Consider the following 20,170-nt stretch of genomic DNA (forward strand, 5'->3'; position numbering starts at 1 on the left):
AAGTGTAACTACTTCCAAAAGTAAAGTAATGTATTTTACTTTGCAAACACGGATAATAAATAACAAAATGGAAAGTATATTAAACGGACAAGTTGCTTTGGTAACAGGCGGAACAAAGGGTATCGGCAAAGCCATCGCTGATAAGTTGAGTAGTAGAGGTGCCCAAGTGGTGATAACTGCACGAACAGCACCTCAGGAGAATACATACGCACATCACTTTATAGCAGCTGATCTGACGAATCTGGAAGATGCTCACTCCATGGCTAAGGAGATTACAGAAAGATACGGCCGACTGGATATCATCGTCAATAATGCAGGGGCTAACTTAAGCCCGGGCGGTGGCTTCAATTCACTTTCAGACGAAGACTGGTATAATGACTGGGAATTAAACTTTTTGTCGGTCGTGCGCATCAACAAACTGCTGTTGCCTTCAATGCTTGAAAAAGGAAGTGGTGTAATTATCAATATCTCTACAGGTGCCGCCAGGCAGCCTATCTGGGAAATGACGATGTCTTACTCTTCCGCAAAGGCAGCCCTGAATGCCTATAGCAAGGCACTCGCAAATGAATTAGGACCCAAAGGGATCCGGGTGAATGTAGTCTCTCCCGGGGTGGTTAAAACCCCCTTGATGATGGAGTTTATTGAGAACATAGCGGCGTCTTCCGGCATTACAGCTGACGACGCTTTCAAGGTCATGATGGACAAAGTTGGTGTCCCCCTGGGCCGGATGGCGGAGCCGGAGGAAATCGCTGAACTGGTAGCATTTCTTGTGTCTCCGGAAGCGCGATATATTACCGGCACCAATTATTCTATCGATGGAGGTGCTTTACCTGTAGCTCATTAAGCGGCTTGCCCTTTGCCTGAACCTGGTAAATCCATTAGCTATCGTTGCCCCTTTTCACATGATCTTCGGGCATCTCCTCAAGGCTGACCTATCAGCGTGTACGTCTGGAAAATTGCGATTTTAAATATGATCAAAGCTAAATTCTATTCTTGTGGATATTACTGCTGATAAACATCTCATTAGCCTCCTCCGAGACGATTTCAAGAAACCTTTCGTAATGTTTGAGTACATCACTGATCAACTCATTCTTTGTGAAGTATTGTACATCATATCCCTCCCTGGCATCTCCAAAAAACGTTTTGGGATAATATGTCTTCTTTTCCTTTACCTCCGGAAAGTTATTGTCATCTATAAGATGCTCAGAAACGACTTTCACCTGGCTTTTAACACCATAAATAAAGTTATTTACCACATCATGCCGGATTTCAAGAGCCACCCTGGTTGGGTTACGGTCGACATTTATACTAAGCGCAATGCCATTGGCATCAAATTCTCTTTTTAGTTCAGCAAAGGCATCCATGACCCGGCCATTAATGAATTCATCTATGGATGAACTATCCTTGAAGGAGACGATCTGCTTTAGGCGTTCTTTCCAAAGCTCTCCCGACCATGGGACGGTAGATACGGAGAAATCACGTTTATAATACCGGTAATCGATAATCAGACCTTTCATGAGCGCAACAGCGAAAAACAACATGATTATAGAAAAAGGCAGGGCCGTTATCAGCGTCATGGTTTGTAGTGCCTGAAGGCCTCCCGCATTTAGCAGCATGAGGGCTAATATGGTTAACAGAAAGCCCCAGGAGATCTTCTGCCAGGCAGGTGACTTGTCGGAATTTCTTGTTGAGATGCTGTCCATAATCAAAATTCCTGAGTCTGCAGAGGTCATAAAGAAGATAACGATAATAGCAATGACCAAAAAGCTCGAAACAGACGAGAGAGGCAAATACTCTAAGAATCGAAACATCAGTGCATCTCTATCATTTGCCAGGCTGCTGAGAACACCATCGGCCACGTTTAAGTCTATCCAGATTGCACTGTTCCCGAAAATGGAGAACCAGATACAGTTGAACAGCGTCGGAAGGATTAACACGGCAGCTATAAATGACTTGATGGTACGGCCTTTAGAAATCCGGGCAATAAACAAACCGACAAATGGTGCCCAGGAAATCCACCATGCCCAGTACAAAATGCTCCAGTTGTAAAACCATGGAAGCGTCTGCTGATCGTAGACATGAGTATCAAATGTAATATTAAAGAAGTTGTTGATATAGTTTCCAAGTCCGTCAGTAAAGCTGCCTATCAGGTAAACCGTTGGTCCAACTGACAAAACAAAAAGCAGAAGCAGGATTGCTGCTGTAATATTGATATTGCTCAATATTTTTATGCCCTTGTTCACTCCCGAGATGGCAGAAAATACAGCGAAGGACACCAGTACCGTCACAATGCCTACCTGATAGCCAAAACTGGTTTCGGCTAAAATATTCAGCGTCTTCAAACCAGAATTGATCTGTACTACTCCAAATCCCAGCGTTGTGGTAATGCCAAAGAAGGTACTGCACAGGGCGAACACGTCAATAGCATCTCCCCATTTTCCGTCTATTTTGTTTTTAATAAAGGATATAAGCAACTTCGAAGCGAAAGCGGCAACCGGTATCTGTAAGCAAAATAGGAGAGTGACAGCCCAACTAAACCATATACCGCCCATGCATGGATCCCCCAATGAAAGAAAGTATAAAGTTGTGCATTTTTCGCCCGGTTGATATAATGTCCTCCTTCGAAAGCTTCGGTTGAGTAGTGCGATATCGGCTCGGCAACGGCAAAGTACATCAGGCCGATTCCCATTCCAGCTGCAAATAACATGGAGATCCAGGAAAAAAAAGAATACTCCGGCTTACTATCGTTGGGCCCCAGCTTGATGTTTCCGAATTTACTGAACATCAGATATACCAGAAAAATAACGAAAATGGTAACCGACCAAACGTAAACCCAATTGAGGTTTACAAATATGAACTGCTTCACGGTATCGAGAACTTGCTCAGCGGGATTCGGAAAGAAAACAGCGAACAGACAAACGCCGATAATAAATATCAGACCCGGAACAGTAACCCCGCGGTCGAGCGTTGATCTTAGTTTGTGTTGCATCATATCAATTCTTTTAGTTTTTTAGCCGATCAACGTTGGTTTAAGGTTGTGGAGAAACAGGAATTCGTCCTTTCGTATTATTTCTAACAAGACCGGCATATATATGTTTATCCAGGCGTATTTTAACTCATCCTTAAAAGTTTCATAATGGTCAAACCGGAGAATTCACAAGATTTTCTTAAAAAAACACCTGCGGGTTCCTCACGACGAATGAAGACGGTAAAATAACTTTCATCAATCAGTATCTGACTGAATTGCTATCCGTAAAAGAAGAAGATGTGATAGCGAAGAATTATATCTATGACCTCTTTCCCGTGGGATCAAAAGTTTACTTTGAAACCCACATCCGCCCTTTATTGCTGATGCAAGGCTCAGTGAAGGAGATCAGTGTTGATCTGCTGCGTCCGGACAACACACGAGTTCCGGCATTGCTGCACGGGATCGTAAAAAGAGATACGGAGGAGGAACCGGCAACTGTCTATTACGCGATCTCTGACAATTCACAGCGTAAAAAATATGAACGCGAGCTCATGCTTGCTACTGAAAAGCAAAAGGAACTAGCTACTCAATTACAGATCAGAAATGACCGGCTGACCAATCTGGCCTACATCATATCTCACAATGTAAGATCCCATGTGGCGAACATAAGCGGCTTGATCGACGTATTTGAGCTAACGGCTAATAAGGATAGAGACTGGGCATGGGGGATGCTTATCAATACAGTCAATTCTTTGGATGAAACGATACATCATCTGAGTACGATCATGAGCATTCAGGATAATCCCGACCTGCCTATGGAATCGGTCAATGTGACGGATGAGATCAATAAGGTGCTACAAATTATTCAACTGTCGACCATTAGCGCCGAGGCGACGATTCGTTGCGACATAGATTCAAAGAAGCATCTTACCACGAATCCTGCTTACTTCCAAAGTGTGCTTTTAAATCTTCTCACGAACGCGGTGAAGTACCGCTCTCCGGATCGCAAGCTTGATATTTCTATCAGCATGTCAAAAGAAGACGACTTTACCATATTAAAGGTCAGCGACAACGGCTTAGGAATCGACCTGAATAAACATCAGACCCAATTGTTTGGCATGTACAAGACCTTCCATGGGAATAAGGATGCCAAGGGCTTAGGCTTGTTTCTTAGCAAACGACACATCGAGGCGTTAAAGGGAAAAATGAAAGTGGAAAGCAAAGTTGGCGTGGGATCCACTTTTAAGGTCTTCTTTCCAAACGTATAATGGTTTCACATCGATAGCGTTCCCTGCCTGTTCAGCTCGTCGTATTTCACACCTGAGTTGGAGAAAGAAATGTACTCCGGGGCTTAAATTCAACTTGTTCAACAGCCAGTTTCAGGCCGGCTAAAACGTATCAGTAAACCTCTTGTATAAGATTGTGAGGGTTATATCTTCCCATCCAGAACGAGTGTAAACTTTCTCAGAAAAAATAGCCTCTATCTCTCCTTCAGAGATAACACGTATGGATTCTGGCTTTTCATTGTCCGATTTCTTGTCGACATCAATTTCTCTGGAACTCTTATCATACGAATAATAACCAATGATCGCATCCAAATCATAATTAACAAATAAGCTGGGATCATATCCGTCGGGCACTACCCTTCCATCTCTGGAATGGAAAGACTCCTTAGGCCAAAACATATCAAACAATCTGGAATTGTTCACATTCAAACCCAGAGTAGCATTCTTTAATGCAGGCATTTCAACTAGCATATCCCTGGTCGACTGACCGTCCATATTGATATCCACGGACCGGTCGGATTGCGTTGAAACAATCGAGTATCTGCCAGTGAGCACTTCTTCTTCCTCCGATTTTTTACAGCCCGAAAAAGTGAACTGCAATGCCGCAACCAGGATTAACAACTTTACTATCTTCATATTACACGAATATAATACCTTCTGTGGGTGAACATTATCAACTGGAGCTACATTTTCAGTTACGACAGCAGACTAATAAACAACAACCATCGTTAGATCAGCCCAATATCTTTACAGAACGCCACCAGTTGTTCATTATTAGAAAACTCCAGGACTTCCTTCATCCGGTTTAAGCGTTTCTCGACACTGCTGAGTCCGCTGGGCCTGAGCTTATTCGCAAGCAGGTATGCCGGAATATCTTTCTGTCGCGTTCCATCGGAAAGAAGCGAAATAATGGTGATATCGAGCTCCGAAAAGTCATAGCTGTTCTTTTGCTTAATGGCTGCGCGCAGGTGAGAGGCAAAATGACGCTTTCCTTTGGAAATGCTCTCCAGCGCCGCCTTTAACTCCTGACTATCGTTGCGCCCCTTTCGCACATATCCATCGATATGGAGCTGATTGAAGAGCCTGTCAATCACAACAGCCCTGCCTTCAGCGGAGAACGCGAGAACCTTCAGGTCGGGCAGAATTTCCCTTGCTGCCTGGATGAGCTCAATACCATCTGACAGGGTCTGCCTATTGCTATCGTCGTCAAAGTACAGGTCGGTTATCAACAGATCGATCGGTTCATCGAAAGGGCTTTTCCGGATCAACTTAAGCGCATCATCGCAATAATAGGCATGCGTGACGTTCGTCGCACCCAGGTCGCTTAGCGTCTTCTGAACGGAAATATTTATACTCTGGTGATCTTCTGCTATGAGGATATTTTTCAGCATCTTATGATTATTGAACTGGAACTAAAATCCGGACCTTAAGCCCTCTGTCGTTATTCGTTTCAAAACTAACAGAACCGTTCAGCTCTTTTATCCGGTTTTCCGTATTGACGAGCCCGTTCCCGTACTTAAGATCAGATGGAAATCCCTTACCGTCATCTGTATAGGTGATGACCACATGCTGTCTCTGCCGTTCAAACCGGACCACAACAGTTTTGGCATGACTGTGCTTGGTCATGTTGACCATGAGTTCCTGTAGAATGGGCTCCAGCTCGTTCACGATACGCACACCAACTTCTTCCCAGAAGTCTTTGCTGTTTCCGGCGATGAGCACCTTCGTCTCCTGCGTGGCAAAAGACCCGAGAAGACCGGCGATCTTTACATGAAAATCATCCTCGTTTGTCTCAGGACTTTCATACGAGATGTCGCGGGATTGTTCATACAAGACCTCTATTTTATCAAGCAGTTGTTCCCGGTCTAGTTCATCGCGATGTTCTACTTCCGTCATGATCCGGTATAATCCATTGGCGACCACGTCATGCACTTTTTTGGATGTTTGAAGCTGAATTTTACGGATCCGGTTTTCTGCTTCCAGATGGAGCCGCTGTTTCCGCTTTCGATACCACAACAGGGCTATCACGGTTATGAAGATAAAGAGAACAATAACAGTATAAAGCACAATATTCTGGCGGATGATCTGGTACTTCTTTTCAGTGACATCCTTCTGCAGCTCGAGATTATCCGCCTTGGCTTCCTGTGCTTCATAACGTATCAGGGCAAACTGGTTTTTGGCCGCATTTCTGGCAACTTGAACACTGTCACTCAGCCGTTGATATTCGGAGAAATATCGCTGAGCAGCACCTGGCGGACTGTGTTTGATCAGCTCCCGTAGTGCAGGGATCCGATCCATTGCACTGTTCAACCTTTGCGCTACCTCGTATCGCTTTCTGGCGAAGAATAATGCCGAATCCGGTTTACGGGCACTGTAATAATCTGTCAGATGCGAATAACTGGCGTTCTGTCCCCAGAGGTCCTCCGCCCGGATACGGATCTCGAGTGCCGTCAGGAGTTCCGGTGCAGCATGATAATCCGGTCGCAGCTGCCATTCTGTTCTTCCCTTATTGGACAAGGTACGGGCATATTCCTTCCCTCCTTTCTCCGCTGCCGCAAGCACTTCTTTGTAGATCTTCAAGGCATCAGCATACTTTTCGCTGCGCTGATATGTAAGCGCCTTGTTATTCAGAATGATCAGGCGCAGGCTTTGGTTATCGGAAAAATCCAGGGCTGCATCGTAATAGGGCAGTGCGGCCTTGTAGTTTTTGAGGTTCATCGTAGCCATACCGAGCGCATTGTAATCAGAGGCGAGGCAACTCCGGTGTTTGGGATTGGTTTTGTCTAAATACTGAAGCGACCTCAGCAGGATTTCCTGAGATCCGAAGAAGTCTCCGGCGTCTAAAGCGATAGTGGCCATTTGATTATAGGCAACTGCCCGCTGCAGACTGTCTCCCGATGTCGTAGCGATCTTATTGAAATAATAGAACGCAGAATCTTTCTGCAGCGTGAGAAAGCTTTCCGCCTTTTTGTAGTCATCAGTCTTGACGGTCTTATCCGCAGGTGTCTTTTCACGACAGGCCGCAATGATGAGCACCAGAATGCCAGATAAAATCAGTGAACTTCTCAAAAGTTTTTTTTCTCAAATTAAGAGAAAGTTCAGCAGTTTTTGTGAATATTCAGTTCACTACTTGCAGGGTGACAAGGCCAGTAACTTGCAGGGAAGTTCATCATCGGATTCAGTCCTGAGGTATTTCACGCCTCTGCTCGTTCCTACAACGACCTCTTCCTCTTCCTCTTCTCCTTCACTGACGACATAAAAAGAATACCTCCCTCTTTCGATCAAATGAATGGCGTCGGCGGAGCAAAGTCTCCACCTCACTCCGGAATATCTGCCACCTATAAATTGCACTTGTTCATGTACATTCTCATGATGCACTCTTTCGACACATGAAATTTGTAGTCTTAACATTGGCCAAATCTACAAGGAGGACTTCGATCGCCCTTACGGGTTTCCGTAAATCACAGGTTTTAGCACCCCGACTTCCGGACCTTTCCGGAAAACGACACCTTCTCCCCCACCCGGAATGGCTGCGCTTGCTCTTCCACCTCCACTGGCACCTTCTCTGCCCAAACATCGGTCCGCATCCTCCGCGCCAGATCCCTCAACAAGCGGTTTCCATCGTACCCCATGAGACAAACAGTAACTTCCCCCGACTGCTGATCTGGAGAGATCTCCATATTCACAGGAGCCGTAGGGTATTCTCCCGGATTTCCGGCCGGATAGGCGGCAATCAGCGCACAGGGACTGAAGGCCTTGCTGTTCAGCAACACATATCCTTCTTCCATGCGCGTTTCGCTATAGGCTAACAGGGAGACGCTCAACAACAGCAGCTGATCGGGCGCAGGCTGCGCTTCAAAACGAATTTCCTGCTCTTCCAATACTCCATATCTACCTACCACCACATCCTTGACTTCCAGGTGCTCATAGTATTCCTGCCGGAAATTGAAGCCGATCAGGCTGAAACGAATGTGGTACTTGCTCAGGGCCCGTTTGCAGCTCGCCGGAATCCCATGGATGTCGGTCGTAGCATTCAGCGCAGCCATAAAGACGCTGATCTTACCCCCGGGGTCGCGCTCGGCCCGGATGCTGGTCTGCAGCACCTGCGCCAGGGGGCTGTTGTTGTTAAAATCCATACCGATGATGCTGCTCAGATCGGCGTCATGAATATCCCGCTGACCCATCTTCCCGCTCCGGCTTGCACGGATGCCCCGGTACACCAGCTGTGTGCTGCGACTGACAGCCTCCCCGTCGCGGTGTACATAGGACGGTTGGAAGGCCTGCCTGATCACTGCCGCCGTAGAACTGGAAAGACCGAACTCGGTGGAGGCCTTGATGCTCTCCCTGGTTTGCTTAAACTTCCTGGGCTTGCCCTGGATGATGTTTTTTTTGCGGTAAGCGCGGTACACGACTGATCCCGCAGTTCCGCGGACCATACCTTTGTTGTCTATTGTTGCCATGAGTTTCTGATTTTCCGTGTAAAATATCAGGCAACGACGAAAAGGGTCGATTTTCAGGCTCATTTTTCCAAATTCTTCCGGATTTTGTCAGATTCTGCAGGTCGGCGGGCTATATACGGGATCTGCCCTGCGGGCCTGCCGAGGTCAGCAGTTGCGGATGAGAAGCAGCTGGAAGTCCGACCTCTGATCCCTAAGGTGGGACTTATGCGGGACTTAAAGGCGGCTGTTTAGGGCGGCAGAATACAGCGATGGACCCCTGAATATTTTTTAGCGCTTGTATCTTTTTTTCTCGTTTGATTCTTCTAAGTTTGATCACCAACTTTATACGTGATGATTGAACAAATGACTTACCGTCAGCTGCTCCTGGACGCTTTAGCTACCATGGAGAGCTGCTGGAACAACCTGGGCGATGTGGCGCTCTGTCTCATATTCTTTGAGGACCGGCAGAATGGTTGTTTTCCTTTCGAGGAGGGCGACGAGATCCCCCTGGACATGGGCCTGCTGGAAGCTTCCGATATCCCCTCGGTACATGTCCTGGAAGACACGATCAATGAACTGCTCGACGTCCACACCTATATCTACAATGTCAATAACCTGTCTGAAGATCTTCCGGAAGACGAAGAACGGAGCGGTAAAGACGGCAATTACAGTTATGACCCCTTCCCGATGAACCCGAGGAAGACGATGGAAGACCTGCGACTGGAAGCAAGCGACTTTATCAGCTACGCCCTGGCGGATGTGATGCATAGCGCCTACCACCTGCTCTACAACAGGGAGATTCCGGATGATTTCGAGCACGACTTTTTCTTCCCCAGCGAAGGAACCTATGCACTCCTGGCAAGTGACGACGCCAATGTGAAGGCCCTGCTTAGCCTGGCGAAGTTCCTGGAACAGAAACGCGATGATGCCTCTTTATTGGCGAGCTAGGAAAAAGGACCTGCTTAGCCGCAAATTTTAGGGCATAAAAAAAACCGGACGAGCCGGTTTTGAATCAGGTGTGTGCTGGAGTGTGATTACAAGGCCTTCATGTAAGATACATCTCCGTCTGGAGTAACCTTCACCAATAACATTTCTTTCTCCTTGCTCAGGTTCACGAAGTAAATGGTATTGTAAAATCTCTTACCGGTCAGCGTTTGAAGGTGCGCATCAGGCTCGCCATCAAAATCATAACGGATCACTTCGTTTACTTTATAGTCAGGGTAGAGCTTAGCCAGTCTTTTCTGACCTACAACAGGAATCTTGGTTGATTCCACGTACTGCGTAGTAGCGATGTACTCTCCGTTTCTGTCGAAGAAAGCCGCCATGGTTTTTCCGTCCAGTGTAAAGACCGCTTTCTGGAAGTTGCTGGTCACGGTCCATTTCACGTTCTCAGCAGCGAAATATTTGTTCAAAAAGTTGTTTTCAGCGAAATAAGACACTTCAGAATCTTTGCCGTCGTTCTTGTCGACTGCGTAACTCTTAACAGATAAAACGCTGATTAAGCAGGCAAGTAGTAAGATCTTTTTCATAACGTGTGTTTTATTTTTCATAACAAATATACATACAATATGCTTAGTTGGAAAATTTTAAGTCATTTTTATGAAATTATCATAACAAAATGGTTTATTTATTGAAATAGTAAAAAACAACAGCCGCAAACGTGAGTCATTTGACAATTTTTCAAAATGTTCGGGGCCTTGCAGGAGAAACGGGCACATATGACACTTAAAAGCTCAGCGGCGAATTTGATAAATTGAAAATATTCAACATTGCAATCATCTGGATGACTATTATGGTGGTTGTTTATACCAACCTTGGTCCGCTTCCTCTTTTTTGGGTTGTGGTACTAAACATTATTATGCAAATGGGAATTCTCAGCATATCTACACCAGGAAGCGCGCCAATCCGTGCTGTACCTGAACCCGGGGATCGCGGCGCATTCATGAGTATGAATGCTTCTTTACAGCAGATTGCAGGTGGCATCGCTGCCTGGGCCGCAGGTATAATTGTTGTGCAAAAGTCTCCTGAAGCACCTTTAGAGCATTATCCAACGATTGGGTATGTCGTAGGAATCGTGAGCATAATAAGTTTGACATTAATGTTCAGGATAAACAAATATATCCGGTCCAATCAGGCGTGAACAGGCGGTAGTCCGTGGGGATGTGCCGTTCCTACCGGGTGGCGGTATATACAGAATGCTACCTATCCGCTGAAACAAGCTTATACCGCTGCTGCATCCAGGCAAAAGTTCCGAACAAAGCCCCTGAGTAAACAAGATTGCCAAGTAATGTGCCTTTTATGAAAGGAATCCCTGCAACATAGCAGCTAATGAGGCCAGCGAGATTTTGGGGATAGGTCTTACTGCCCAGCCAGACGGCGAAATTGGTGACCAGGAAGAATATAGCGGTTGCCATCAATCCTGCTCCGACTACACGTGTAATATTAACCTTTTTCAGCATCAACAATCCGCTAAGGGCGATCAAAAGGTAACTGCCGTATTGCCAGTAAAATCCGGGATAAAGCCACGTAAACGAAGGAAAATATGCTGCATATACCACGTTATTGATCAGCAGATCACTTAGCCACGTAGCTGCGACCGGGATAAGGAAAGCCTGCCAGGTCTTTTTGAAGTAGGCTGCCCCGAATAAACTGATGGCTGCTAAGGGTGAAAAATTGGGCATGTGTGGAATAAGACGTGAAAGCGCTGCTAATAAGACTAAAAGAACCAAAAGACCTGTCCTTAGATTGAATTTCTGAGATGTATCCATATTTTAAAAGTGTAGTTTATTAAGTCGGGAATCTTTATAAACGGAAAGTTGAATTACCGCCCCGTATTGTATATCTATTCTGAAGCTGTTTTCGGGAGGAAGAGCAAGCACCCTGCTGATCAGGCTTCGAATATTTCCGGCATGGGTGACAATGCACACACGCTGATAGTCTAGCTGAAGGAGCCGATCAATGAATTGCGTGCTTCGAAGGTTCAGTGCGATGTAGTTTTCGCCACCCGGTGTTGTCTCCTGTACAAAATCATTCATCCATTTATTAAGCGGCTCCGCAGGAATATTGTCCCATCTCTGCATTTCCCAATCACCGAAATTCATTTCCATGAGCAGCTTGTCCTGAAGCACTACCGGCGATAAAGCCTGAGCCAGGTCTAAACATCTTCTGAGCGGACTGCTGTAAAACACATCGATCTGATTAGGAAGCCTGCTGCGAATAAGCTCATATTCCTGATCAAAAAACACGGGGTCAATCGGCACATCAGTTTGTCCGTAACAGATGCCTTTGGCAATTGCCGGAGTGGTATGGCGGACTAAATATAGTTGCATAAGCCAAGACAATATAGAAGGATGAGTACAAAAGCCAGCTGCTGCGTGGCTCCCAGACAGTCTCCTGTATAACCGCCGATCCACTTTTGGAAATAAGACGCCAGGTATCTTTTCAGCAGATAAAGCGGCAGTATGACCAGGCAGATCAAAAGGTGCTGAAACAGCAGAAGTGCGGGCAACAGCCACAGGATGCAAATAAAGAAATCAGCGGTGGTCAGCTTTTTAGCAAGCGGTTTTACCTTGCTGCTGGCATCAGCCCTGGCATATTCATGGCTGCGCATAATCAGAACCGAGGTAAACCGACTGCCCACGTGTGCAAGGATCAGTGATTTTATACCATAGATGAAGTTGAATTCCAGCAAACTGATTAGTGCGAACACTTTGAATGAAAACAACAGAATGATGCCGATAACGCCATAGGCGCCAACCCGACTATCTTTCATAATATCGAGTATTCTTTCCGGCGTCCAGCCGCCACCGAAGCCATCACAAACATCGGTAAAGCCGTCTTCATGGAAAGCACCCGTCATCAATACACTTCCGGATAAGGCCAACAGCACACCGATCGGCGTTGGAAAGATGAAGTGACTGGCATAAACGATTGCCGCGGCGACAAGGCCCACCAACCAGCCGATCAGGGGAAAATAGCGAGTAGCCTTGTTTAGATATTCTTCTGAATGATCTACCCACGACGGGCAGGGAATTCGGGTATAGAACATCAGCGCGGTAAAAAACACCTGGATTTCATTTTTCATGGGCGTTCCTTTATTTGTGAAACGCCTGCTGATTCAAAACTGGCCATTTCTTTAAGAAATCGAACCGCACTTTCAATCAAGGGATAAGCCATGGCACATCCGGTACCCTCGCCTACCCGCATGGACAAATTAAGAAGCGGTTTTGCATTCAGGTATTCGAGGAGGTTCTTATGTCCTTGTTCGTCACTTTCATGGCAGAAAATTGAATTTAGATGCAGGCTTGGGTTGATGCTCACGGCACAGAGATAAGCCACACTGGCGATAAACCCGTCTACCATTATAATCATGTCATGCTTGTACGCCTGGAGCATGCCCGCACACATCTGTGCAATCTCAAATCCGCCGAAACACTTCAAGGCATCAAAAACATTTGCGGGAACTGAATGATTTTCTTTAGCCTGCGTCAGGATGTTTAACTTATGTTTAAGCTGTTCATCATCAAGACCTGTACCTCTGCCGACGCACATCGCGAGCGGGAGGCCGGTAAGGCAGCTCATCAGCATACTGGCTGATGAGGTATTGCCTATGCCCATTTCACCGAAGCCAATGATATTACAGCCCTTTTCAGCCTGTTGGCTGACCAGAGCGGCTGCCTGCTTAAAGCAATCTTGCAGCTGCGCGTCAGTCATTGCCTCTTCATGCAGAAAGTTCCGTGTGCCCATTCCCGCTTTCGCGGGAATCAACCGCTCATGGGACTCAAAGTCAAAATCTATTCCTGCATCAATCACCTGAAGCGTGATTCCATGTTGTCTGCAAAAAACATTAATGGCTGCACCTCCTTCTAAAAAATTCCGTACCATCTGTACGGTGACAGCTGAAGGATACGCACTAACTCCGCTGGCTGCAATGCCATGATCGGCAGCAAATATGAGAATAGCAGGATGACGTAGCTGAGGGTTCAGGCTGTTTTGCACCAGGCCGATTTGTAAGGCGAGCGCCTCCAGCCTGCCAAGTGCGGCCTGCGGTTTCGTTTTTAGATTGATCTTCTCCGTAATTTGTTCTGCCAACGTCATCTTGCAATCGTCAATTGTTAGCTGTTATTTGTTAACGAACACCACATTGTTCGGGTTAATGCCCACGTTGAGTGAATATTTTTTCTTTCCTGTTTTATCGAAGCAGAACACCTCCCCTCCTGTCGTGTAGTTTTTAGCGTCGGTTATGAAAACTTCACCAGTCAAGTCGTCTACCGCCACACCATAAAGCGTAGTGATCTTTGTATCATCCGTGATGAAATTTTCTTTTTCAATCTTTTCCGTTTTGACGTTGAACACTTTTAGTTTTCCACCTGATGCGGGAATATAGGCCAGGTCGCCACTAATCACGATAGAGCCGCCACTAAATGCAAGCTCTGTTTTTACTTCATCCGTTTTACTGTCAATCGTAGCCATGCTCGGTTTAACGTCTGCATAGTTACCTACTGATAGCACATAGACATCTCCATACTGGTCGGCAGCCAGTGCTCTTGGATTTTCCACTACGGTGATTTTCTTTGTTTCTTTAAGTGTATTCAGGTTAATGACCGATATGGAATTGTCGTAATTCGGATAGTCCAGACCACCAGAATTGGCGACATAAAGCTTATTATTTGAAATAGCCATCTGCTCGGGGTTCCTTCCGACCTTGATGTATTGCTCTATGGCCATGGATGCGGTATCCAGCACGGCAACAGTTCCGTCGAAGTTCGAAATGAACGCTTTGTTCTTGTTGAAAACAATATAACGGGGTTGTCTGCCAAGACCTTTGTCTTTCAGGTCAATTTTCTTGAGCGACGCGCCGGTATGAGGATTTACAATTTCGAGGGTGCTGGACACATTTACGACAATGTACATTTTGGAACCATATACTTTAATGTCGTTACCGGTGTCGCCCAGTCCACGTTTGTTTACAGCAAGGAACCGGTCTGTTGTCAGTTGCTTATCGTCATAATTGTAATACGCCAGAGAGGTATTATTGGCATTGAATAAACCTTCGCATAATACATAGAGGCCTTTTCGTTCGGCAGTTGGCTGTTCGGGCTCAGTGTTTGAACGGTCGTCTTTCTTGCAGGATGCGAAAATGCTTGCTGCCAGAACTAAGATCAGCAGGGATTTTTGTTGGAATTGTTTCATGTTGTTTATTAAATTGTAATTTGAATGGAAAACCTCAGCGAACGACCCGGCATTGGGAAGCTTCGGATAAAGGCATAGGATTGATTAAATAGATTATTGAGTTCGGCGGAAATACCGATTGGAAACTTGGTTTGCAGTTGATGATTCAGAGAGAGATCGCTCACGGAAAACCCCGGCACATAGTACTCAGGCAGGTTTTCGCTCAGGTAATACCTTGATGAGGAGAGGATATGGTTATAAAAAATCCCTGTCTGACCGAAGCTAAGGCCGGCATTGACGGATAAAGTGTGCTCAGGCGTATAAGGGATTTGTTGCAGATAAACGGAGGAAGCAGGATCTGTAATATCGACCGCTTTCTGGTAAGTGTAGTTTCCTGTCAGGCTCAGATCGGAACCTTGTGTCAGCTTCCACTTCGTCTTTAGCCCGACATCCAGGCCGCGGATGTCCACGATACCCAGGTTCATCATGGTCCAGGTAAAGAGGTCTTTATTTGGGATGGCGATTATTTTGTCTTTTACCTTGTTGTAATAGGCATCAGCTGTGATGCTGACAAAGTCTACGGCTGAGTCAAATGATTTGGTATAAGTAATCCCCGCATTGTACTGCGATGCATATTCGGGTTTCAGATCGCGTCTGCCCGAGCGGGTATAGTATAAATCATTAAAGGTTGGATATCTGAAAATGTCTTTGTAAAAGGCTCTGAATTGCAGTTGCTCCTGCTCAATGGGACTGTAGCTAAGTGAGATGGCGGGCGACCAGATGCTTTTCGAGGGACTGGCTGTGCCAGCCTCTACCCTCTCCTGAATACTGGTATTCAAGAGGTTCGCCTGGACGATCAACTTTTGAAACTTGATTTTATTTGTCAGCGCGTTCAGGAAAGTAAAACGCGTAGGGTAAGCATAGTTGTAAAGATTTGTATTCAGCTTATTATAGGCCATATCGCTGGCGATGGCGACTTCCCATACTGATGAAAGTGGGTAAGATACGGACACGGATTCATAAAGCTCAATTTGCCGGAACCGCTGGTCGAGTTCCCCTGCCTGATTCAGGTAATCGGGATCGAGGTAGCGCAGTCTGTTGTGCGAAAACTTCCCATTGATCAGAAGGCTCAATTTACTCCTGAAATGGTGCTTGTAACTGCTCTGCAAAAAGAGATCTTTATTCCACAGGTGTTGATTGGAATAGGGATTGTAGTACACGACCGCACCGGGAAGTCCGCGACTGGAATTTGTATAGTTGATGCGGAATTGAAGCTGGTTGCTGTCTGTGCCTTTCCAATAAAGGGAGGCGTCTGTTTGCAGGGTGTTTAGCTGGGCATTGCGACGGATCGCCAGTGTATCGGAACCATCTCCTTCCACCTGATATTTGTAGCGTCCGTGTGCTTTTTGCCAGTTGCTGCTCAGGTTCATGGACCAGCGTTTGCTGATCTTTTGCTGCCATGAGATTGTCGGGTTAGTCAAGCCAAAAGATCCTGTCTTATAACCCAGGCGAAGACGATAGCTCTTTTTCGGTCCAAAATCGGGAGCTATGCTTTTGATGACCAGCATGCTCGCTGAAGCATAAGCCCTGGCAGGCTGCAAAAGATCATCAGAATGTCCGTTATATAACGTGATCGACGCAACATTCTCCAGGTTAATCTTGCCAAGATCGATCTGACCATTTTGTGCGTCTGCAACTTGAAGGCCGTCGAGTTGAACACCTGTATGATTTGCCCCTAAGCTTCGTACGGAAACTGTCTTTAAGCCGCCGATCCCACCATAGTCTTTAATGTTTACACCGGAGAAGTTTCTGATGGCATCCGCAACATTATAGGAAGCAGTGCGCTTGAAGTCGGTGGAAGAAATGGTTTGTGAGGGAAGAAAGCTTTGAACCGGCGGAGGAAGGCTTGCGCGAACATTCACTTCCTGAAGGGTCCTGCTGGTATCGTTTTGTGCATAAGAGCATGCACCGACGAAGAAGCCAAATAATGTAATGAGTATCCTTTTTTCCATACCTGTGTCTTGCACAGCCAGGGGTATAGAAATACAAAATGGAAACACCGTAGCATCTTCATTCTAGCTTCAATCCCCGAAAGCTATGAATTATATAATGCTATGGCAGGTATTCTGACTTACTCCCCTTGGTACGGTCTTCCCATTCAAAACAATGAACAGTGACACTAGAGTGTACCTCGGTTAATAGAGTTTACAGCTGCGGGACAGTTCTGGATTTACACCAGATTCCCATTTAATCCATCCTGATTGCTCGGGATGAAACCAAAAGCACGACAAAGCTATAATAAAAATTGTGAGTTCCGAGGAGAAGTAGTGGTTTGATAATCCTTTTTAATCTTTACAGAACCTCCCCTGCTGTTAATCAGTTGAAGCCCTGACGGAATTCCAGGGGCGATAAGTTCGTCTTCTTTTTGAAAAGGGTGCTGAAGGATTGCGCGTGCTCAAAGCCCAGGGCATAGGCAATCTCACTTACCGACAGACTGGTCATTGAAAGTTTTTCTTTGGCTTTCGCGATCAGCTTCGAATGAATATGCTGCTGGGTGTTCTGTCCGGTATGAACGCGAAGCAGGTCACTCAGATAGTTCGGCGACAGGTTCATCTGCGCTGCGAGATATTGCACCGTGAGCAAACCTGTCACCTCGCCGTTGAAGTAGTCATCAATCAAGTGCTCGAAACGGCTTAGCAGCGCTAAATTATTATTCTTGCGGGTTAAGAACTGCCGCTCATAGAAACGGTTGGAGTATTTTAGCAGGCTCTCGATCTGTGTGAGGATGATCTCCTGGGTATGCTTATCGATATGCTGGCACTCCTTGTCAATTTTATGGAGAATCGTGATCAGGTCATCCTCTTCCTCAGCCGACAGGTGCAGCGCTTCATTGACAGCGTAATCGAAAAACCCGTATTGATGAATGCTATTCGCCAGATTATGCTGTAAAAGGAAGTCCGGGTGAAAGATCAGGACATAGCCCGACCCGCATTCCATATTCTGCAGGTCGAGTTGTTGTACCTGGTTCGGGGCTGTGAAACTTAATACGCCTTTATCATAATCGTAGTGCTGCTGCCCGTACCTGATCTTGCCTTTGGCTTCGCGCTTGAGCGCCACGCAATAGAAGCGGTTAACGAAACCTTTCCAGATCTCGTCTTCCAAAAAAACACTTTCCGCCAGATTAATCACACTTACCAGCGGGTGGCGAGGCTCCGCTAAAGACAGCAGACGGTGGAATTGAGATATGGAGTTAATGGCGTTCATAAAACTAATTTAATCAATTAAGCCCATACTGAACTCATCATAGGGTGCGCCCGTATCGGTACCTAGTGGCACGATGCTTTCCAGCTGTGACAAATCCGTCTCAGTAAGTACGATAGTCGTAGCCGCAATATTTTGCTCCAGGTACTTCCGGCGTTTCGTTCCTGGGATCGGTAGAATTCCCTTGCTCATGATCCAGGCTAAAGCAAGCTGTGAGGATGTGACGTTCTTTACCTCAGCCATAGCTTCAATCGCCTTAACCAATTCCATGTTCTTACTGAACATTTCCCCCTGGAAGCGCGGGATTGCCCGACGGAAATCGTTCTCCGGAAGGTCATCGATGCTTTTGATCTGTCCCGATAAAAACCCACGGCCCAGGGGTGAGTAAGCTACAAAACCTATTCCCAGGTCATTTAGTGTGGCCAACACTCCGCGTTCTTCCACCCTCCGCTCAAATAAAGAATATTCGCTTTGTACCGCGGTGATGGGGTGTACGGCATGAGCCCGCTTGACCGTCTCGGAGGAAACTTCTGATAAGCCGATATAACCTATTTTACCTTCTTTTACCAGTTCGGCCATGGCACCAACCGTTTCCTCGATCGGCGTATTCTTATCCAGGCGGTGCAGATAATACAAATCGATGTAATCGGTATTGAGGTTCTTCAGCGAACGTTCCAAAGATTTCTTTACATAATCTTTCTTGCCATTGATGGTCCAGGTTATTCTATTGTTATCATCGATCTCCCAACCGAACTTGGTTGCCAGGATATACTGATCGCGTTTACCTTGGATCGCTTTAGCGATCAGCTGCTCATTCTTAAGTGGTCCGTAGAGGTCTGCTGTATCTAAGAAATTACCGCCTAACTCGAGCGAGCGCTCAATTGTCGCGATGGCTTCCTGCTCATCGGCGGGACCATACATATGTCCTTCTTCAAAACCGGTCATGCCCATGCAACCCAGGCCGATCACCGGTACAGTCAAACCCTGACTGCCTAATGCCATTTGTTTTATTTCCATGATCCAAAGGTCGGCATGCGAAACGGCGCGCATGTATGCAAACCCCTGAAGCTTGTAAGCAAATCAAGGAACCAACAATGTAGCGAGAAGTAGAACAGCGGGATTAGATAGTTTTGTGATATTGGGGCCTGGTAGAGTGCTACCTTCTTATTGGAAACAACCTCACCCCTTCTCCGGGCAGAGCCGCTTTTAGCTGATTACAACTGCTCGAAGAGAATTTCTTCCAAAAAAAATAAGCCCCCGATGGGCGGGAGCTCAAACTAACCAATTATAAACCTAAATTATTGAAAGGAGCTGTTAGCGAAGGAGTCGAACCTTCAGGATTTCTCCCGTACCACACTTAACAGGGAATAAGCTGCTTATTTTCTGCTTATTACGGAAACTATTATTAAAGGTTTCGGATAAAAGATACATCTCCGTCGGGAGTAACCTTTACCAGTACATTTTCTTTGTCGCTTTTCACGTTTACAAAATAAACAGTGTTGTAAAACCTCTTTCCGGTAAGCATTTGAAGGTGTGCATCAGATTCACCATCGAAATCGTACCTGATCACTTCACTGGCTTTGAAATCGCCGTACAACTTGGCCAGGCGCTTCTTACCAACAGCTGGAATCTTGCTTGCCTCTACGTACTGAGTTGTTGCGATGTACTCGCCGTTTCTGTCGAAGAAGGCAGCCATTGTTTTTCCTTCAAGTGTAAATACTGCTTTCTGGAAGTTGCTTGTTACTGTCCATCTTACATTTTCGGCAGCGTAGTATTTGTTTAAAAAGTTGTTTTCAGCGAAATACGATACATCAGCGTCTTTACCGTCTTTTTTGTCAACTGCAAAGCTTTTTGCAGATAGAACGCTGATTAAGCAGGCGAGTAATAAAGTCTTTTTCATAATGTTCGTTTTGATTTTCATAACAAATATACAGTCACATTGCATTATTGAGAAATATATTTGAACTTTTATGATATTTTAATAATAAAAGGGATTAATTATTGAAATATTAAAATTACACCACCGCAAACGTATGTCATTTGAT

The 20,170-nt window shown here is 45.8% G+C and carries 19 protein-coding genes, 2 pseudogenes and 1 riboswitch; of the genes and pseudogenes, 5 read left to right on the forward strand and 16 right to left on the reverse strand.

Features of this window, described 5'->3' with window-relative positions:
* Positions 1–67 precede the first annotated feature (67 nt).
* Complete coding sequence (locus ACO1NU_RS08770; RefSeq protein ID WP_448818100.1) at positions 68–844, forward strand: SDR family oxidoreductase; 777 nt, start codon at positions 68–70, stop codon at positions 842–844.
* A gap of 136 nt (positions 845–980) precedes the next feature.
* Here the strand turns inward: ACO1NU_RS08770 and ACO1NU_RS08775 are convergent.
* Positions 981–2,992, reverse strand: a pseudogene (locus ACO1NU_RS08775) (BCCT family transporter).
* Positions 2,993–3,192: 200 nt separating this feature from the next.
* Between ACO1NU_RS08775 and ACO1NU_RS08780 the strand changes: the two are divergent.
* A pseudogene (locus tag ACO1NU_RS08780) lies at positions 3,193–3,453 on the forward strand (PAS domain-containing protein); the annotation flags it as partial.
* 66 nt (positions 3,454–3,519) lie between these two features.
* Positions 3,520–4,236 carry a sensor histidine kinase gene (locus ACO1NU_RS08785; protein WP_448818308.1) on the forward strand — a complete coding sequence of 239 codons (717 nt, stop codon included), beginning with the start codon at positions 3,520–3,522 and terminating at the stop codon, positions 4,234–4,236.
* A gap of 120 nt (positions 4,237–4,356) precedes the next feature.
* Here ACO1NU_RS08785 and ACO1NU_RS08790 read toward each other — a convergent pair whose 3' ends face one another.
* The 5 genes from ACO1NU_RS08790 to ACO1NU_RS08810 form a co-directional block, all read right to left on the reverse strand.
* Positions 4,357–4,890: a hypothetical protein gene (locus ACO1NU_RS08790; protein ID WP_448818101.1), complete on the reverse strand. Its 534-nt coding sequence runs from the start codon at positions 4,888–4,890 to the stop codon at positions 4,357–4,359.
* A gap of 92 nt (positions 4,891–4,982) precedes the next feature.
* On the reverse strand, positions 4,983–5,645 hold the full coding sequence (locus ACO1NU_RS08795; RefSeq protein WP_448818102.1) for a response regulator: 663 nt from the start codon (positions 5,643–5,645) through the stop codon (positions 4,983–4,985).
* Between the two features lie 7 nt (positions 5,646–5,652).
* Positions 5,653–7,323, reverse strand: coding sequence for a tetratricopeptide repeat-containing sensor histidine kinase (locus ACO1NU_RS08800; RefSeq protein WP_448818103.1), 1,671 nt, complete (start codon positions 7,321–7,323; stop codon positions 5,653–5,655).
* Positions 7,324–7,380: 57 nt separating this feature from the next.
* Positions 7,381–7,665 (reverse strand): DUF3892 domain-containing protein, encoded by a 285-nt coding sequence (locus ACO1NU_RS08805; protein ID WP_448818104.1) that lies wholly within the window; start codon positions 7,663–7,665, stop codon positions 7,381–7,383.
* A 59-nt stretch (positions 7,666–7,724) separates the two neighbouring features.
* A complete protein-coding gene (locus ACO1NU_RS08810) occupies positions 7,725–8,714 on the reverse strand; it encodes a hypothetical protein (protein WP_448818105.1) in 990 nt (329 codons plus the stop codon).
* Positions 8,715–9,041: 327 nt separating this feature from the next.
* Between ACO1NU_RS08810 and ACO1NU_RS08815 the strand changes: the two genes are divergently transcribed.
* Entirely contained in the window at positions 9,042–9,641 is a 600-nt protein-coding gene (locus ACO1NU_RS08815) for a hypothetical protein (protein WP_448818106.1), read from the forward strand.
* 86 nt (positions 9,642–9,727) lie between these two features.
* On the opposite strand, the gene ACO1NU_RS08820 is transcribed toward ACO1NU_RS08815, so the two are convergent.
* Positions 9,728–10,222, reverse strand: coding sequence for a hypothetical protein (locus ACO1NU_RS08820; protein ID WP_448818107.1), 495 nt, complete (start codon positions 10,220–10,222; stop codon positions 9,728–9,730).
* A gap of 224 nt (positions 10,223–10,446) precedes the next feature.
* On the opposite strand from ACO1NU_RS08820, the gene ACO1NU_RS08825 reads away from it, so the two are divergent.
* Complete coding sequence (locus ACO1NU_RS08825) at positions 10,447–10,833, forward strand: hypothetical protein (protein WP_448818108.1); 387 nt, start codon at positions 10,447–10,449, stop codon at positions 10,831–10,833.
* 58 nt (positions 10,834–10,891) lie between these two features.
* On the opposite strand, the gene ACO1NU_RS08830 is transcribed toward ACO1NU_RS08825, so the two are convergent.
* The 9 genes from ACO1NU_RS08830 to ACO1NU_RS08870 form a co-directional block, all read right to left on the reverse strand.
* Positions 10,892–11,461, reverse strand: coding sequence for a DUF6580 family putative transport protein (locus tag ACO1NU_RS08830; protein ID WP_448818109.1), 570 nt, complete (start codon positions 11,459–11,461; stop codon positions 10,892–10,894).
* Positions 11,462–11,464: 3 nt separating this feature from the next.
* Positions 11,465–12,022 (reverse strand): alpha-ribazole phosphatase family protein, encoded by a 558-nt coding sequence (cobC, locus tag ACO1NU_RS08835; RefSeq protein WP_448818110.1) that lies wholly within the window; start codon positions 12,020–12,022, stop codon positions 11,465–11,467.
* A complete protein-coding gene (locus tag ACO1NU_RS08840; RefSeq protein WP_448818111.1) occupies positions 12,007–12,777 on the reverse strand; it encodes an adenosylcobinamide-GDP ribazoletransferase in 771 nt (256 codons plus the stop codon). Before ACO1NU_RS08840 ends, cobC begins: the two co-directional genes overlap by 16 nt.
* A complete protein-coding gene (cobT, locus tag ACO1NU_RS08845; RefSeq protein ID WP_448818309.1) occupies positions 12,774–13,805 on the reverse strand; it encodes a nicotinate-nucleotide--dimethylbenzimidazole phosphoribosyltransferase in 1,032 nt (343 codons plus the stop codon). The genes ACO1NU_RS08840 and cobT overlap by 4 nt, the downstream gene beginning before the upstream one ends.
* A gap of 9 nt (positions 13,806–13,814) precedes the next feature.
* Complete coding sequence (locus ACO1NU_RS08850; protein ID WP_448818112.1) at positions 13,815–14,885, reverse strand: YncE family protein; 1,071 nt, start codon at positions 14,883–14,885, stop codon at positions 13,815–13,817.
* A gap of 8 nt (positions 14,886–14,893) precedes the next feature.
* Entirely contained in the window at positions 14,894–16,876 is a 1,983-nt protein-coding gene (locus ACO1NU_RS08855) for a TonB-dependent receptor plug domain-containing protein (protein WP_448818113.1), read from the reverse strand.
* Positions 16,877–16,963: 87 nt separating this feature from the next.
* Positions 16,964–17,161: riboswitch (cobalamin riboswitch) on the reverse strand.
* A 79-nt stretch (positions 17,162–17,240) separates the two neighbouring features.
* A complete protein-coding gene (locus ACO1NU_RS08860) occupies positions 17,241–18,128 on the reverse strand; it encodes a helix-turn-helix domain-containing protein (protein ID WP_448818114.1) in 888 nt (295 codons plus the stop codon).
* A gap of 9 nt (positions 18,129–18,137) precedes the next feature.
* The gene (locus ACO1NU_RS08865) at positions 18,138–19,142 is read right to left on the reverse strand and encodes an aldo/keto reductase (protein ID WP_448818115.1); all 1,005 of its coding nucleotides are present in this window, start codon (positions 19,140–19,142) and stop codon (positions 18,138–18,140) included.
* 388 nt (positions 19,143–19,530) lie between these two features.
* Positions 19,531–20,025, reverse strand: coding sequence for a hypothetical protein (locus ACO1NU_RS08870; protein ID WP_448818116.1), 495 nt, complete (start codon positions 20,023–20,025; stop codon positions 19,531–19,533).
* Positions 20,026–20,170: the final 145 nt, after the last annotated feature.

Source organism: Arcticibacter sp. (assembly GCF_053551015.1).